Consider the following 16,599-nt stretch of genomic DNA (forward strand, 5'->3'; position numbering starts at 1 on the left):
TCTTGAGTGGAGGTGAGGGGAATCGAACCCCTGTCCGAGACTAGATCCACCCCGGTTTCTACGTGCGTATCCCATTGATTGAGGTCTCCTTCAGCTGGCCAATGGGAAGCCCACGTCAGGACAAGCCTTCTAGAGTTTTGCCTCGGTGCGGAAGGCGCACACCGAGACTAGCCCAGATTTGCGATACTCACGTGCCGCCCCGGGCGGGCTGCCGCGTGAGCACTGCTACGTAACCCGAAGGTTAGGCAGCGAGCGCGAGGTTGTTGTTCGCGATTGGAATTTTCCCGAGTGTTTTACCAGGTGCTCGAGGACCTGGGCACGCTACCAGAGATTCACCAACCCCGTCGAAGCCAGTCACCCCCGGTATTCGAACGGTCCTGCATTCTTACACTACACGACCAGCCGGGGTCCCGGCAACTGCCGCGCCCTGCACGGCTCTCACGCCGCTTCGCAGGTGAGCGACGACACGTCCGGATCGGACGCCGCCAGACCACGCGCCTTGTACTCCTCGTAGAACTCGAGGTAGTTGGTGAAGATCGTCTCCACTTCGGCAAAGTCACGCACCTGGTGCAGCTTGGCGCGCAGTTCCGCCGAGTTGGGCAACCCCTTCACGTACCAGCCCAGATGCTTGCGGAATTCCAGTGCGGCGCCGACGGCATCTGCTTCGTAGCCCTGCACCATGCGCGCATGATCGAGCGCGATGGCAAAGCGCTCGTGCACACCCGGCGTTTCCGGCACGGGCGTGCCGTCGATGAGCGCACGCGTCTGCTTGAAGACCCACGGCTGCCCGTACGAACCACGGCCGATCATGATGCCATCGGCTTTGGTGTGATCGAGCATGCGCTTGGCGTCCTGCGCCGTCTTGATGTCGCCGTTGCCGAGCACTGGGATATCGAGCGCCTCGGCGACGCGAGCGATCTCGTCCCAGTTGGCACTACCGGAGTACATCTGCGTGCGTGTGCGGGCGTGCAGTGCGAACACTTTTGCGCCGGCGTCCTGCATGCGGAGCGCGATGCCCACCGGGTCACGCATTTCCTCGTTCCATCCGGAGCGCGTCTTGACGGTGACGGGCAGTGGCGTGGCCTTGGAGACCGCTTGGATGATTTCTTCGACGAGGCTCAGGTCTTTGAGGCACCCCGAACCACCGTTGCGCCGCACGACCTTCTTGACCGGGCAACCGAAGTTGATGTCGACGAAGTCGGGCTGAAACATGTCGGTGACGAGCGCGGCTGCATCGGCCATGGCCGCGGGCTCAGAGCCGAAGATCTGCACGCCGATTGGTCGTTCCTCAGGGGCGAACCGCAGCTTGCTGATGGTCGCCTCATTCTCGCGCCGGATGCCTTCAGCCGAGAGAAACTCGGTTACCACGACGTCAGCCCCGTGGGCGTGACACAGCCGACGGAACGGTGATTCCGACACTCCTGCCATCGGCGCCAGGTACAGCGGGACCGAATGCGGGACGGCAAAGGGGAACGTCTTGCGGGGCATACACTTGAACCTAGCCGACCCGGTTCAGCGGGGCAACGCGTCCTGTTTGACAGGGGCTGCCCTGCTGTTACGATTACGGGCTATGGAACTGCGCGAGTTTTTCTCCGAAGACGCCGTCGAACTCGAGCTTCAGGGCACGAGCAAGGACGAGATCCTGAAGGAACTGATCGGGCTGCTCAAGCTCGACGAAAAGTCCGAGGGCATGCTGTTCAAGATGCTCAAGCGGCGCGAGAACCTCGGTTCCACCGGCATTGGCCGTGGTATCGCGATTCCGCATTGCCGCTCGCTGGTCGTGAACCGTCTGCGCGTGGCCTTTGGCCGCAAGAAGGACGGCGTCGACTTCAAGGCGATCGACGACAAGCCGGTCAACTTCTTCTTCCTGATCGTTGCCCCGCCACTCGAGGTCTCCAACCAGTACCTCCCCGTGCTCGGCAAGATCGCGCAGTTCAGCAAGGAGGGTGATGTGCCTGCCCGTTTGCTCGAACTGACCTCGCCCGCGCAGTTCATGGCGCTGCTCGAGGAAAAGCGGGTCTGATCTTTCGCGTCCGTGCTGAGCGATCTGCTCAGGCGGCGTTGACCTCATCCAGCAGTCGACGGACAGCGCCGAGCAATTGGCCGGCGCTGAATGGCTTGGCGACAAAATGCAGCGAATTGCTCGCGATGCCCTGCATCACCGCATCGTCGTCCGCGTAGCCGCTCATGAAGAGCACGGGCACATCGGGATATCGGGCGGACACCCGCGCCGCGAATTCCGGTCCCGATACCTGCGGCATTACCACATCACTGAGTACCATGTCCGGCGGCTCTGGCATGGCTTCGAGCAGGTCCCACGCGGCGTAGGCACCATCGGCTGCCGATACGCGGTACCCGGCACGCGTCAGCAGCGACGTGGTGGCCTTCCGCACCGCCGCATCATCTTCCACCAGGAGGACGTGTTCCGTGCCACCGGCCGGATCGCTGGCGGCCAGTGTGGTCTCGTCCTGCTGCTCCGGAGCGACGATGCCGGGGAACGTGATCACGATTTCGGTGCCCTGCCCCACGTCCGATGTCACCACAATCTCACCGCGCGCGGCGGTGACAATGCTGTACACCATGGCGAGCCCCAGACCGGTGCCGCGCTCGCGTGTCTTGGTGGTGTAGAATGGCTCGAACACACGCGGCAGGACTTCCGGGGGAATACCGGCACCGGAATCACCCACACGTAGTCGCAAATCGCCGGCGCTCGTGCGCTCAGTGGTCACGGTCAGCCGGCCACCGGATGGCATCGCATCACGCGCGTTGGCCGCGAGGTTCATGAGCACTTGCTCGAGGCGTCCGTGATCGAACATCACGCGTGGTGCGTCTGGCGCAGTGACGATATGCAGTTCGATCTGTTCACCCACCAGACGGGACAGCAACCGGCGCAGTGCCTGGATGGCCGTGTTCACATCGAGGCGTTCGTCGTGCACAACCTGACGACGGCTGAACACCAGGATCTGTCGCGTGAGTGCGGATGCGCGTTGCGCCGCGCCAAGAATCTCGCTGGCTTCCAGTCGATGCGATGACTGGACCGGCAGCTCATCGCGCAGCAACTCGGCGTTGGTGGCGATGGCCGACAGGTAGTTGTTGAAGTCGTGCGCAATGCCGCCGGCAAAGGCACCAAGCGCCTCGAGCTTCTGCGACTGCCGCAACTGCTCACGTGACTGTTCGAGTTCTGCCTCGGCACGGCGGCGTTCCGTCACATCGATCATGATGCCGACGGCCACTGTCTCCTGCACGCGTTCGATGGCGCCCACGTAGAGCTCCACCTGACGACGGCCACCCCACAAGTCGCGAAAGGTCCATACACCGGCCCGCATGGTGGAAGCCGCGTCGGGCAACGGCAATTCGGCAAAGGCCTCGCGCTCTTCTTCCACGATGAGGTCGAGCACGCGAGTGCCGGCACTTAGTTCACGTGCGCCCACGAAGACACTTGCCGCATCGTTCACCTGCTCGATGCGACCGTCCGTGAGACGCCACGTGAGCATCGGCAGCGGACTGGTGGAGAACAGGTGGCGATAGCGTGCTTCACTGGCCTCGAGCGCGCGCTCGCGATCACTCACCGTGTCGGCCAGCTGATTCAGCGAGTTGGCGAGTGCTTCGATCTCGTCGCCGCTCTTCACGGTGGCGCGGCGGTCGCGATCACCAGTGGCGAGCGCGCGGGCCACGTCGGAGAGATTGAGCAGCGGATCGGTGATGCGCCGTGCGGTGAACCACGCAAACCCGATGAACACCAAAGTGCCCATCAAACCGATGAGCAAGTCGAGCAGAAATTGTCGACGGGCCACTTCGAGCGTGGCCGACACGGGAATGCCGATGTACAGCAACCCATCCGTCGCCGTGAGTGGAGCGTGGGCCACCAAACGACGCGTGCCATCGAGCGAGAGAATGTCCTGCACGTCGTCCGGATGCGCGTAGTCGAACGCCATCATCGCCGAGTCAGCCGGAGCACGCTGCATCCAGTCGTCGAGATCTGCCGTACGTAAGAAGACTTCGCCAGTGCGCGTGAGCACCGTGAGTACCGAGCCCGCGGGCAGGTCACGTACCAGACGCACGGCCGCCAGCGAATCGAGTGCGATGGAGGCACCGGCCACACCGATGGGAACAGCACTCCCTTCGGCCAGAATGGGCATCGTCAACGGCACGACCCATCCGCTGTCGGGCAACACGACGGAGCGTCGCGCGCGACTCACCGCATAGCGGCGCGTACGCATGACCTCCTGGAACGGATCCGTATTGGCCATGTTCGGCAGCGCCGGTCCCATGGCGGCTCGACGCAATGCACCATGCACGACGCCCAACGTGTCGGTGATGAACACGTTGGTGAGGTTGATACTGGTCTCGTCGAACACATAGCGCAGCAACGAATCGTTGCGCACCGACGGATCGTCGATGCGCAGCAGGCGCGAGACGGATGCCAGAATGGTGCGCACCCCGTTGATATCCGCGTCCAATAGCTGCGCCGCACGCCGCGCTGTTGCCAGGCTGCGCTCGGACAGCAACTCCTGTTCACTGCGCCACCGTTCCACCGCGCGCACCAGCGAGATCATCGCGATGGGGAACGTCAGTGACAGGGCGAGCAGGAACAGGCGCCGCCGAATACCCGCCCGGAAGGGCTTGGGGACTAATCGGTTGGACGGGGAGACCATTGCTGGTGACGCTAGTTATGCAGCGCCGGGCTCGCCAGAGCGCCGTGGGCCCCCATGCGTTGGACGGGTCACATCCGATTCACGAACTGCGTGAAGGTTCAAATCTCACCTGTCAGTGCTGATCGATGACCACGCGCCTGAGGTCGCCGCGCAGGCGCCAGTAGACCCGTAAGCTCTGCAGTACTGCGGCCGCAGCCAGCCCGGCCACCAATCCTACCCAGAAGCCCTGTTCCCGCAGTGAGGTGCGAAATCCGAGGTACGCCCCCAACGGCACGCCAACGCCCCAGAAGGCGATCATGTGCAGGACGGCAGGCACCCGTGTGTCTCCCGTACCCCGCAGCACGCCGCTGGTGACGGCCTGGAGGCCGTCGAAAACCTGGAACCAGCCGGCCAGAGGGATCAGTGCCACCGCGACGGCTACGGTGGCGGTCTCCGTGGTGTAGAGCGTAGCCAGTTCCGTCGGGAAGAGGATGAACACCACAGCGCTCAGGCACATGAAGCCCACGCCGCAGGCGATGGCCGCTGCAGCGTCCCGGCGTGCGGAATCCACGTCGCCCCGGCCAATGGCACGACCCACTACGGCCGAGGCCGCGCCAGAGATACCGAGCGGCACCATGAAGGTCATCGCGGCCATGTTCAGCGCGATTTCGTGGCCAGCCAGTGATGCGGTGCCCATCCAGCCCATGAAGAGTGCCGTGAGCCCGAACGCGAAGCTCTCGAAGAACCACTGGATGCCGATCGGGACGCCGATACGCACCATGCGGGCGAACGGGCCCCATTGCCAGCTCTCGGGGCGCCAGGGGCGCACGGTGTCGCGCAGCAGCGGCCAGGACAGCCACAGCAACACGAACATCATGGCCCACGTGGAAATGGCGGTGGCGTACCCGGCACCGGCCACACCAAAGGCCGGAAATCCGAGATTGCCGAAGATGAGCAGCCAGTTCACCGCAGCGTTGACGAGGTTGGCGATCAGTGCGGCGATGATGATGGGCCGCACCGGTCCCATGGCCTGCAACGTCTGCCGGAACACGGTGAACAGGAAGAACGGCAGGGCGCCGATGGCACGCCGGCGCGCATAGACAGCCGTCTCCCCAATGACCTCGGGCGGTTGCTCGAGGGCGCCAAGCAACCACTCACCAGGCATGAGACACAGCGTCACCACGGCAGCGACAGCGACCGCCAGCAGCAAGCCGCGCTGCACACCGCGGGCGGCGGCCGCATGATCACCGGCGCCCACGGCCTGTGCGACGACAGGATCGATGGCAAACAACAAGCCGATCCCGAAGACGCTGACGTTGAAGAAATAGAAGTTGCCGAGGGCGACCGCGGCGATGGCCGCCCCCCCGAGCTTCCCGACCATGATGGCGTCGACGACGCCCATGGCCTGGATGCCCACATTGATCAGAACGATGGGTGCCGCGACCTGCGCCATCTCACGCAGGTCGCGCTGCCACCCGCGTGCGAACTGCATCGGGATCGGGAAAGAGCTTAGCGCGCAGAGCCCCGCTTGGCGGTGCTCACGAGTTCACGGACTTCACGCAGCAGACGCTGCGCATCGTAGGGAATGCCGTCCTTGATGGTCCAGGCCACACCACCACCGGGGCCGGCTGCCGCGTCGGCGCGCGGCGGGTAGAAGACCTTGAGGTCTTCGAGTGGATTGCCATTCAGCACGACGAGGTCGGCCAGGTAACCGGGACGCACACGACCCAGGTTGTCCTGCTGACCGAGGATCTGTGCGTTATTGGCCGTCGCGTGCTGCAGCACCTTCAAGGTGGGGAATCCGGCTTCCTGATGCAGTTCGAGCTCGCGAATGAGACCGAATCCGTACACCTGATAGATGAAGCCCGCGTCTTCCCCTGCCCCGATTACCCCGCCAAGTCGTTCGAAGTCACGCACCGCGCCAAACCAGATGCGGTAGTTCTCCTTCCAGAACGCTTCGTCGGTGCTGCTCCAGTTGGCGAAGTACGAGCCGTGGTTGGACAGATCGGGCTTGAAGTACTTCTCGAGCGTGGGGTGCAGATACTGCGCATACCACGGCTGCGTCTCGGCGCGCTGCAGGTCGCGGCTCGCCTCGTAGATGTCCAGCGTGGGATTCCATGCCACACCGCCCTTCACCATCGCCTTGAGTACGTCCTGCAGGCGCGCCGGATCGGCTTCGCGCCAGAGGCGCCCCGCGAGACGGAAGCGCATTCCTTCATCGGCGTAGTTGAAGTTCGACGGGAACTGCTGCACGCCGTCCGGGATCGCCGCGTCGGGCACACCGTACCAGTGCTCCAGGCTCGTGAGGCCATTCGCCGCGGCATCGAGCGCGTTGGTTTCGTCCACGGCCATGTGATGCGCCACGCGCAGGCCTTGCTTCTTCGCCTCGTCGAGCACCGGCGCGTACACATCCTTGTCCATGCCGAACAGCTTGAGACCATCCACACCCTGCGCCTTGAGATCGCGCACACGCTGCCGTGCTTCCGTCTCGTTGCGCGGCACGGGCATGTAGGCGTAGCGCGCATACACGTAGAAGCGCGGCGCCATCACTTCACCGGCCAGGCTTCGCGTGCGGAGCTGCAGCGTCTTGGGCGTCTCGCTGGAGACGTCGCGTACGGTGGTCACGCCCATGCCCAGCCACAGTTTGAATTGGTACTCGAGCGGCTGCGCCTGCCCGGCGCGTTCGTCCTGTACGTGTCCGTGCAGGTTGATCAGCCCGGGCACCACGTACTTGCCGTGGGCATCGATCTCCACGTCGGCCGCCGGACGGCGCGCGGTGCCGTTGCGAATGGCCGCGGGATCGATGGCGACAATCTGCGTGATCCGATTGCCTTCGATGATGATGTCCTTGGGGCCCTCGGCCGGTGTGCCGTTCCCTTCCACCACAATGGCGCCGCGGATGGCGAGCCGACGCGGGCGCACACCGTGTGTCGGTGCCGCCTGCGCCATCAGGCCATCAGCCGACAACACGAGCGCGCCGAGCGCTGCGATCACCGCAGTCATCAGGGCGGGTCGACGTGAGTGGGTCGCCTGCAGAGAGGAGCCGTGGTGTGAGACCAGCGGAGAGAACACCGAGAACGCCATGGTGCGTGTCCTGATGAAATGGAGGGGTTTCAGCACGGGTGGCCTGTCGCCAATCATCGAGGATAACGCGAAATTGCAGGACTCGTCAGTCCACCACCGCTGTCTCCGCCCGCCATGCCGCTCGAACCGGAATGCCATGTTCACGGCGAGGACTTGTCACAGTCCCGCTTTGCTGATCTCGACCTCACCGGTGCGCGGTTCGAGGACTGTGTCTTCACTGAGGTGCGGTTTGCAGGCACCCGTTTCGAGGCGGCCCGGTTTGCACGTTGCCGGTTCACGCGGTGTCACTTCTCGAGCGTGGAGTTCCGCGACGCACAGTTCGTGGAATGTGACTTCACCGATGATGCCGGACACACGGGTGCGCACTTCTCGTTGTCGCGTATGGAGCAGGCGCGCTTCGAACGGTCCGACCTGTCGTTCGCGCGCTTCGAGCGCTGCGATCTGTACTGCGTGCGGCTGATAGGCTGCAACCTGCGCGGCGGTGCGTTTGTCCGCGTGGAGTTTTCCCGCAGCTTTTCGCGCAAGCTGGTGAAGTGGGGCGGCTGGATGACCGACTGCAACTTCGAGTTCGCGAATCTGGGCGGCCTGCGACTACGCGAAGGTGACTTGCGGGAGAGTCGATTCCGCGAGGCGGTGCTGCATCAGGCCGATCTCGAAGACGCCGACCTGCGCGATGCCGATTTCACACGCACCGCATTCGATGGCGCGCGGCTCGCTCGCGCGGATGTGCGTGGGGCCACCATCGATGGCCTCAACCTGCAGTCCCTAAGCAGCTTCGAGGGACTGGTGATCTCTGCGCGTCAACAGTACCCCCTGCTCTCGGCCATGGGGCTCGACGTACACCCCGATTGAGCGCAGGGCGCTACGGACGTTCCTCTGGGAGCGGCACGAACTCGGCGCGATCCTCCGGTGGCAGATCGAACAACCCCTGTCCCCACTTTGCGCGTCGATAGTCTTCCTTGGCTGCTTCGATTCGGTCGCGGCGTGAGGAAACGAAGTTCCACCAGATGTAGCGCGGTCCATTCAAGGTGGCGCCGCCGAGCAGCATGAGGCGCGCGCCTTGTGGGCCGGCCGTGACAGCGAGCGAGTCGCCGGGTCGGAAGACCATCATGCGCTGGGCCTCGAAGGTCTGGCCGGCGACGGTCAGCGAGCCTTCCACCACGTAAATGCCGCGGTCTTCGTGGTCGTCTGGCAACGGCAGGCGTGCGTGTGGTTGCAGCATGACGTCCGCGTAGAACGCATCGGAATACAGATGCGCCGGCGCTTGCGCACCATACGAGCGTCCCAGAATGAGGCGCACCGAGGCACCGGCATCTTCGATGAGCGGGAGCGTGTCGACGCCGTGATGCGAGAACGTGGGCTCCATGTCTTCATCGTTTTCCGGCAAGGCCACCCAGGTCTGGATGCCAAAGAGCCGATTGGGATGCTGGCGATGCAGCGCCGGTGTGCGCTCCGAATGCGTGACGCCCTTACCGGCGACCATCCAGTTCACGGCACCAGGTGTGATGACCTGATTCGTGCCGATGCTGTCCTGGTGGTGGAACTCACCCTGGAAGAGATAGGTGACCGTGCCCAGTCCGATGTGTGGATGCGGGCGCACATCCACCCCGTGTCCGGTCAGCAGCTCAGCGGGTCCGGCCTGATCGAAAAAGATGAAGGGGCCCACCATCTGCCGGTTCGGAGCGGGCAAGGCGCGGCGCACCTCGAACCCACCGATGTCACGCGCTCTTGGTACGATCAGCGTCTCGATCGCATCTACATCGCCGGCCCCCGGGCAACCGGGTTCCAATGCGGGATTCCAGCTCATGTCGTCACCTCGCTCAGGTCTGCCGCAACCAGATCTCTTCGATGCGGTGATCGCGACCCTTACGCATCACCACACGTGCGCGGCGACGTGTGGGCTCGATATTCTCCACCAGATTCGGCAGGTTGATCCGGCGCCAGATGTCGTGCGCTACCTTCGCCGCAGCCTCGGGCGTCAGGTCCTTGTAGTGGTGAAAATACGACGCTTCCCGTTGAAACACGGTGCGCTGCAGCTTGAGAAAGCGATCTACATACCAATCTTCGATCGTGGCCGTGTCGGCGTCGAGATAGATCGTGAAGTCGAAGAAGTCGGAGGCGACCGCGGTACTGTTGGCGGTCTGCAGCACGTTCAATCCTTCGAAGATCAGGATGTCCGGACGATTCACCACCTGAAATTCGCCAGGCACGACATCGTATGCCTCATGCGAATAGTTGGGGATCTGCAGGTGTCCATCACCCGCCTTCACGCCTTCGAGAAAGGTCAGCATGCGCCGGAGATCGTAGCTCTCCGGAAATCCCTTGCGCTCCATCAACTGATGTTCTTTCAGGAACTTGGTGGGATGGAGAAAGCCGTCCGTCGCAACAAGATCCACGCGAGGACGGCTTGGTCCCTGTGACAGCACGGCTCGCAGCAAGCGGGCAAAGGTGCTCTTCCCCACCGCCACGCTGCCGGCAATGGCGATGACGTAGGGCATCGTCCCGCGCCACTGTCCCACAAATGCGCCCCCCACCATCTGGTTGAGGCTCCGGGCTGCGGCCATGTGCAGCTCGATGAGCCGCACCAGCGGCAGGAAGACCTCGGTGACATCACTGAGCGATGCCGGGTCGTTCACACCGGCCAGTGCCCGAAGTTCAGCCTCCGGCAGCGCCACCTGGCTTGCTCCGCGCAACGTGGCCCAGTGGGCCCGGTCAAAAATGACATACGGCGGAGCGAGGCGCGGCGCCGAGGACAGGGGCGCACCAGCGGTGACCTGCTCGTCCACGTCAAGCACCGGGCTGCGCATGACGCGCAGGCCGCCCGCCCATCTTGTTGATCCTGACCGCGCCCTGACATCGGGCCGACTTCGCTGGAGCACGCATCCGGGAAATGTTCTTGCGGGGTATGGCCCGCGCAACCCGGATGGCGGGTTCACCCCGACAGAGGGCGAACCCTGGCATCCCTCAATCCCACTTGAGCGCGCCGCCGTTCTGGTACTCGATCACGCGCGTCTCGAAGAAGTTTTTCTCCTTCTTGAGATCGATCGCTTCGGACATCCACGGGAACGGATTCTCTGTCTCCGGGAACACCGGTGCCAATCCAAGCTGCGCGCACCGCCGATTGGTGATGAAGTGCATGTACGTCTCGCACAGCGCCGCATTGAGCCCGAGGAACCCGCGTGGCATCGTATCGCGACCGTAGGCCACTTCGAGTTCGCATGCTTCGGCCAGCATCTGACGCACTTCCTGCTGGAACTCCATGCTCCACAGGTGCGGATTCTCGACCTTGATCTGGTTGATCACGTCGATGCCGAAGTTGAGATGGATGGACTCGTCGCGCAGGATGTACTGATACTGCTCGGCGATGCCCACCATCTTGTTGCGCCGGCCAAGCGAAAGGATCTGCGCAAAGCCCGTGTAGAACCACATGCCTTCAAACACCACGTAGAACGCCACGAGGTCGCGCAGGAAGGCTTGGTCTGTCTCGGGTGTGCCCGTGCTAAATCCCGGGTCCGACAGGTGCTGCGTGTACTTGAGCGCCCACGCGGCCTTCGCCGTGATCGACGGCACCTCGCGGTACATGTTGAAGAGCTCTCCCTCATCGAGACCGAGACTCTCGCAGATGTACTGGAAGGTGTGTGTGTGAATGGCTTCTTCGAACGCCTGACGCAGCAGGTATTGCCTGCATTCGGGGTTCGTGAGATGGCGATAGATCGCCAGCACGATGTTGTTGGCCACCAGCGATTCCGAAGCCGCAAAGAAGCCCAGGTTGCGCTTGATGGCGCGACGCTCGTCTTCCGTCAGCCCGTCCCGTGAACGCCAGATCGCCAGGTCGGCCTGCATCGACACTTCGGTGGGCATCCAGTGGTTGTTGCATCCACTCAGATACTTCTCCCACGCCCAGCGATACTTGAGCGGCAACAGCTGATTCACGTCGGCGCGGCAATTGATCATCGCCTTGTCGTCGACGCGCACCCGGCCACCATGCCGGTCGATTTCGCCAAGGCCCGTGGCCAGGTCCGCCAGCGACGGATCGTGAGCGGTGGAGTCGATCACTGGCAGGCCTCGCAATCCGGATTGTCGATGGAGCACGCCGGCGCCGTCACGGCCTCGATCGCGCTGATGGTCTGTGTGGCGGCAGCGGCTACAGCATTCAGCTTGCCGTCGGTACGCGACAAGGTGCTCTTCTCCACATGCGTGGCTGCCTGCGAACGCAGGTAGTACGTGGTCTTGAGACCACGACGCCAGGCGAGGCGGTACAGCGTGTCGAGCTGACGGCCATTGGGCTGCGCCACATACAGGTTGAGCGACTGTGCCTGGTCAATCCACTTCTGGCGGCGCGACGCGGCTTCGATGAGCCAGGTGCAATCCACCTCGAACGCCGTCATGTACAGCTGCTTGAGGTCTTCCGGCACCCGATCGATGGGACCGAGGCTGCCATCGAAGTACTTGAGATCACCGACCATGACTTCATCCCACAGGCCACGGCTCTTGAGATCCTGCACCAGGTGCTCGTTCACCTCGGTGAACTCACCCGACATGTTCGACTTCACGAACAGGTTGCGGTACGACGGTTCGATGGACTGCGACACGCCGCAGATATTCGAGATCGTGGCCGTGGGCGCGATCGCCAACAGGTTCGAGTTGCGGATACCCTGTGTCTGCACCCGCTCCCGCAGACTGCTCCAGTCGAGGCGCGACGAACGGTCACACTCGAGACGGCCTTCGCGCGACGCATCCAGCAGCGCCAGCGAGTCGATGGGGAGGATGCCACGCTGCCAGAGCGAGCCGTTGAACGAGCCGTAGCTGCCCCGCTCCACCGCAAGATCGGACGACGCCGAAATGGCTTCATAGCTCAGGAACTCCATGCTCTCATCGGCAAACCGAACGGCCGCCTCCGAAGCATACGGTACGCGCAGCAGGTGCAGCGCATCCTGGAAGCCCATGATGCCCAGACCCACCGGGCGATGGCGCAGATTGGAGCGTCGTGCCTCGGGAATGGTGTAGAAGTTGATGTCGATGACGTTGTCGAGCATGCGCACGGCGGTGCGCACCGTGTTGGCCAGACGCACGCGATCGATGCCGCCGCCACTGATATGGTTGGCCAGATTCACCGAACCGAGGTTGCATACGGCCACTTCGGAATCCGACGTATTGAGCGTGATCTCGGTGCAGAGATTCGACGAGTGAATGACACCCGTATGCTGCTGCGGCGAGCGCAGATTGCACGGATCCTTGAAGGTGATCCACGGGTGGCCGGTCTCGAACAGCATGGTGAGCATGCGGCGCCACAGATCCACGGCCTTCACGCGCTTGTGTACCGACACTTCACCGCGCTCGGCGCGCAGCTCGTGCTGCACATAGCGTTCGGCGAACGTCTGCCCGTACAGGTCGTGCAGGTCCGGTACTTCATCGGGCGAGAACAGCGTCCAGTCACCGTCCTCCTCCACGCGCTGCATGAACAGGTCCGGAATCCAGTTCGCCGTGTTCATGTCGTGCGTGCGCCGACGATCGTCGCCGGTGTTCTTGCGCAGATCGAGGAAGTCCTCGATGTCGATGTGCCACGTCTCGAGATACGCGCACACGGCACCCTTGCGCTTGCCGCCCTGATTGACGGCCACCGCGGTGTCGTTGGCCACCTTGAGGAATGGCACTACGCCCTGCGACCGTCCATTGGTGCCGCGGATGTACGAACCGAGGCCACGCACGCGACTCCAGTCGTTGCCCAGACCGCCGGAGTACTTGGCCAGCAGTGCGTTGTCCTTCACACTCTTGAAGATGCCGTCGAGATCGTCCGGCACCGTCGTGAGGAAGCACGACGACAGCTGTGCCCGCGGCGTGCCCGAGTTGAACAGGGTCGGCGTCGAGCACATGAAATCGAACGACGACAGCAGTTCGTAGAACTCGATCGCACGGGCTTCGCGGTCCACTTCACGCAACGCCAGGCCCATGGCCACGCGCATGAAGAAGGCCTGCGGCAACTCGAGCCGCACGCCATCGTTGTGCAACAGATACCGGTCGTACAGCGTCTGCAGACCGAGGTAACGGAACGCCAGGTCCCGCTCAGGGCGCAGCGCCGACGCGAGTCGATGCAGGTCGAACCGCGCGAGCTCGGGGTCGAGCAGGCCTGTGTCGATGCCGCGTGCGACGAATAGCGGGAAGTAGTCGACGTAGTGCCGCGTCATCTCGGCCGGACGCGCTTCCACGGCTTGGCCATGAATGCCGCTCAGCACTTCGGCGCGCAGGCGCTCGAGCAGCAGGCGCGCGCTCACATAGGCGTAGTTCGGTTCCGTCTCGACGAGTGTGCGCGCCGCAAGGATGGGCGCCAGCGACAGCTCATCGGCGGTGATACCGTCGTACACATTGCGCAGTGTTTCGTCGAGCACAGCAACAGCGGACACACCATCCAGGCCATCACAGGCATCGTCGATCACCAGGCCGAGATGTACCTGATCGATGGTGCGCAGTTCGCCGGTAGCCGTGCGGTAGCGCACGGTGGTGGTGGCTACTGCTGCGGTGTTTTCCTCGTGGCCCGACTCGCGACGCAAACGGGCGCGCTCTTCGCGGTAGAGCACGTATGCCCGCGCGACCTTGTGATGCCCCCCGCGCATCAGCGCGAGTTCGACCTGGTCCTGGATCTCCTCGATGTGCAGTGCGCGCTGCGAGTCGGCGTGCCGCGTGAGGGCATCCACGACGCTCACACAGCGACGCTCCACGATGTCGCGCACACGGGCCGACGTGGCCGCACTGGATCCTTCCACGGCCACGAACGCTTTGGTCATGGCCACTGCGATCTTGGTCGGATCGAACGCCGACAGCGTGCGATTGCGTCGGATGACCTGAAAGGTCAGGTCGGCAGGACGGGACCCATTCCCCGCGGAATACGCGCCGAAACGCGTTTCACTGACACCGTGCGAGACTGCCATCGAAACCCCCGTGAGTGCGGACGAGGGGAGGCAGGGATCGGGTCAGGAACGAGCGGCACAGGGGCGCGCATCGTGTGACCGACGATCACCCGGGGCACCCCGCCCGAGGACGTAGACGATGCGATGGCAGGTCTCCTGGCTCGCGGGTCGACGCCCCTGTCTGGCCTTCCCGGCGTCCTACGCCAGTGACCGTCATCGACAGGTGCTCACCGCTTACAGTTGCGGGGGCAGCCCCGGAATAGGCACACCAACGTGCGCCGCACCGGATTCCCTTTTCACCCCGGATCGGAATAATCCGGGGAACCAAACGCAGGCTGATTATTACGGCGGTGGTTCGCGAAAGCAAGCAGGTTTTCTACGGGATTGACGAGCGGCCCGAACCGTTACTGGCCCAGGCCGCTCAGCCGTACCGTGTCCGCGCGTTCAGGGAACCGCGCCGGCGATCACTCCCACTCGATCGTTGCCGGTGGCTTCGAGCTGATGTCGTACACCACGCGGTTCACACCATCGACTTCATTGATGATGCGATTGGAAATGCGCCCCAGCACATCATGCGGGAACGGATACCAATCGGCCGTCATGCCATCGGTGCTGGTCACCGCACGCAGTGCCACCACGTTTTCGTACGTGCGGCCATCGCCCATCACGCCCACCGACTTGACCGGCAGGAACACCGCGAACGCCTGCCAGATGTCGGGATACAAACCGGCGGCGCGAATCTCCTCGAGGTAGATCGCGTCGGAACGACGCAGCACGTCGAGGGCATGCGGCGTGACTTCGCCCAGCACACGAATGGCGAGGCCCGGGCCCGGGAACGGATGGCGACCCACCATCTCCTCGGGCAGGCCCAGCTCACGGCCCACGTTGCGCACTTCGTCCTTGAACAGTTCGCGCAGTGGCTCGATGAGCTTGAACTTCATGTCGGGCTTGAGGCCGCCCACGTTGTGGTGCGTCTTGATCGTCGCCGACGGGCCACCTTTGGCGCTCACCGACTCGATCACATCGGGATACAGCGTGCCCTGCACCAGGAACTCGGCGTTCTTCCCGGCCTCGGCCGACGCATCCTCGAACACGTCGATGAACGTGTGCCCGATGATCTTGCGCTTCTTTTCCGGATCGCCTTCCCCGGCCAACCCATTGAGAAAGCGATCTTCGGCGCGCACGGTGATGAGCTTGATGCCCAGGTGTGCACGCATCGTGCGCTCCACCTGTTCGCGCTCATGCAGGCGCAACAACCCCGTGTCGACGAAGATGCACGTGAGCTGATCGCCGATCGCCTTGTGCACCAGCGCGGCGGCCACGCTCGAATCCACGCCGCCCGACAAGCCGCAGATCACCTGACGGTCACCAACCATCTCGCGGATCTTGGCGACTTCCTGATCGATGAAATGCCCGGGCGTCCAGTCCGGTGTGCAGTTGCAGATGTCGAACAGAAAGTTTTCGATGATCTCCGCGCCACGCGCGGAGTGATGCACTTCGGCGTGGAACTGCACGGCATGCACAGGCTTGGTCTTGTGGCGGAAGCCCGCGCAGGTGTTGCCGCTGTGGGCCGTGGCGACATAGCCCGGCGGCACCTGCTCCACGTGATCGCCATGGCTCATCCACACCGTGGTCTTCTCACCCGCCGTGAAGCCGGCAAACATGCCCGACGCTTCATCCACCGTCACTTCGGCGCGGCCATACTCGCGACGACCACCGCCAACCACCGCACCACCTTCGAGGTGCGCGATGAGCTGCATGCCGTAGCACACACCGAGCACCGGGGCCAGATCGAGCAGCGCCGGCGGAATGGTGGGCGCGCCCTCATCAGTGACCGAGCTTGGGCCGCCCGACAGGATGATGCCGGTGGGCTTCCACGCGCGAATCCAGTCGAGTGACTTGGTGGGCGGATGGATTTCGGAGTACACGCGGGCCTCGCGCACACGGCGGGCGATCAGCTGCGTGAACTGCGAACC

11 protein-coding genes, 1 other RNA gene and 1 riboswitch are annotated in these 16,599 nt (G+C 63.6%); of the genes, 2 read left to right on the forward strand and 10 right to left on the reverse strand.

Annotated elements, in window-relative coordinates:
• Positions 1-4: 4 nt before the first annotated feature.
• Positions 5-362: a transfer-messenger RNA gene (gene ssrA, locus VGE27_RS16525) on the reverse strand.
• A gap of 76 nt (positions 363-438) precedes the next feature.
• Entirely contained in the window at positions 439-1,488 is a 1,050-nt protein-coding gene (gene dusB / locus VGE27_RS16530; protein WP_331050778.1) for a tRNA dihydrouridine synthase DusB, read from the reverse strand.
• An 82-nt stretch (positions 1,489-1,570) separates the two neighbouring features.
• Here dusB and VGE27_RS16535 point away from each other — a divergent pair, with 82 nt between their 5' ends.
• Entirely contained in the window at positions 1,571-2,023 is a 453-nt protein-coding gene (locus VGE27_RS16535) for a PTS sugar transporter subunit IIA (RefSeq protein WP_331050779.1), read from the forward strand.
• A gap of 28 nt (positions 2,024-2,051) precedes the next feature.
• On the opposite strand, the gene VGE27_RS16540 is transcribed toward VGE27_RS16535, so the two are convergent.
• From VGE27_RS16540 to VGE27_RS16550, 3 genes are all read right to left on the reverse strand, one after another.
• Positions 2,052-4,655 carry an ATP-binding protein gene (locus VGE27_RS16540; RefSeq protein WP_331050780.1) on the reverse strand — a complete coding sequence of 868 codons (2,604 nt, stop codon included), beginning with the start codon at positions 4,653-4,655 and terminating at the stop codon, positions 2,052-2,054.
• Between the two features lie 112 nt (positions 4,656-4,767).
• Entirely contained in the window at positions 4,768-6,126 is a 1,359-nt protein-coding gene (locus VGE27_RS16545) for an MATE family efflux transporter (protein WP_331050781.1), read from the reverse strand.
• A gap of 17 nt (positions 6,127-6,143) precedes the next feature.
• Positions 6,144-7,637: an amidohydrolase family protein gene (locus VGE27_RS16550; RefSeq protein ID WP_331050782.1), complete on the reverse strand. Its 1,494-nt coding sequence runs from the start codon at positions 7,635-7,637 to the stop codon at positions 6,144-6,146.
• Between the two features lie 234 nt (positions 7,638-7,871).
• Here VGE27_RS16550 and VGE27_RS16555 point away from each other — a divergent pair, with 234 nt between their 5' ends.
• Positions 7,872-8,570 (forward strand): pentapeptide repeat-containing protein, encoded by a 699-nt coding sequence (locus VGE27_RS16555; protein WP_331050783.1) that lies wholly within the window; start codon positions 7,872-7,874, stop codon positions 8,568-8,570.
• A gap of 10 nt (positions 8,571-8,580) precedes the next feature.
• Here VGE27_RS16555 and VGE27_RS16560 read toward each other — a convergent pair whose 3' ends face one another.
• The 5 genes from VGE27_RS16560 to guaA all read right to left on the reverse strand — a co-directional run.
• Complete coding sequence (locus VGE27_RS16560) at positions 8,581-9,525, reverse strand: pirin family protein (RefSeq protein WP_331050784.1); 945 nt, start codon at positions 9,523-9,525, stop codon at positions 8,581-8,583.
• Between the two features lie 13 nt (positions 9,526-9,538).
• Positions 9,539-10,525, reverse strand: coding sequence for a type I pantothenate kinase (gene coaA, locus VGE27_RS16565; protein ID WP_331050785.1), 987 nt, complete (start codon positions 10,523-10,525; stop codon positions 9,539-9,541).
• A 157-nt stretch (positions 10,526-10,682) separates the two neighbouring features.
• Positions 10,683-11,774: a ribonucleotide-diphosphate reductase subunit beta gene (locus VGE27_RS16570; protein ID WP_331050786.1), complete on the reverse strand. Its 1,092-nt coding sequence runs from the start codon at positions 11,772-11,774 to the stop codon at positions 10,683-10,685.
• Entirely contained in the window at positions 11,771-14,644 is a 2,874-nt protein-coding gene (locus VGE27_RS16575) for a ribonucleoside-diphosphate reductase subunit alpha (RefSeq protein WP_331050787.1), read from the reverse strand. Before VGE27_RS16575 ends, VGE27_RS16570 begins: the two co-directional genes overlap by 4 nt.
• A 108-nt stretch (positions 14,645-14,752) precedes the next feature.
• A riboswitch (cobalamin riboswitch) is annotated at positions 14,753-14,968 on the reverse strand.
• Between the two features lie 119 nt (positions 14,969-15,087).
• Positions 15,088-16,599 (reverse strand): glutamine-hydrolyzing GMP synthase (gene guaA / locus VGE27_RS16580; protein WP_331050788.1); only part of this gene is annotated, 1,512 nt, incomplete at its 5' end.

Origin of the sequence: Gemmatimonas sp., assembly GCF_036405635.1 — a bacterium.
GTDB lineage: Bacteria > Gemmatimonadota > Gemmatimonadetes > Gemmatimonadales > Gemmatimonadaceae > Gemmatimonas.

Bases quoted from the DNA above. Each gene is read 5' to 3' on its own strand.
- coaA (WP_331050785.1), bottom strand. From the start codon at position 10,525: ATGCGCAGCCCGGTGCTTGACGTGGACGAGCAGGTCACCGCTGGTGCG.
- VGE27_RS16575 (WP_331050787.1), bottom strand. From the start codon at position 14,644: ATGGCAGTCTCGCACGGTGTCAGTGAAACGCGTTTCGGCGCGTATTCC.
- dusB (WP_331050778.1), bottom strand. From the start codon at position 1,488: ATGCCCCGCAAGACGTTCCCCTTTGCCGTCCCGCATTCGGTCCCGCTG.
- VGE27_RS16550 (WP_331050782.1), bottom strand. From the start codon at position 7,637: ATGACTGCGGTGATCGCAGCGCTCGGCGCGCTCGTGTTGTCGGCTGAT.
- VGE27_RS16535 (WP_331050779.1), top strand. From the start codon at position 1,571: ATGGAACTGCGCGAGTTTTTCTCCGAAGACGCCGTCGAACTCGAGCTT.
- VGE27_RS16545 (WP_331050781.1), bottom strand. From the start codon at position 6,126: ATGCAGTTCGCACGCGGGTGGCAGCGCGACCTGCGTGAGATGGCGCAG.
- VGE27_RS16560 (WP_331050784.1), bottom strand. From the start codon at position 9,525: ATGAGCTGGAATCCCGCATTGGAACCCGGTTGCCCGGGGGCCGGCGAT.
- VGE27_RS16540 (WP_331050780.1), bottom strand. From the start codon at position 4,655: ATGGTCTCCCCGTCCAACCGATTAGTCCCCAAGCCCTTCCGGGCGGGT.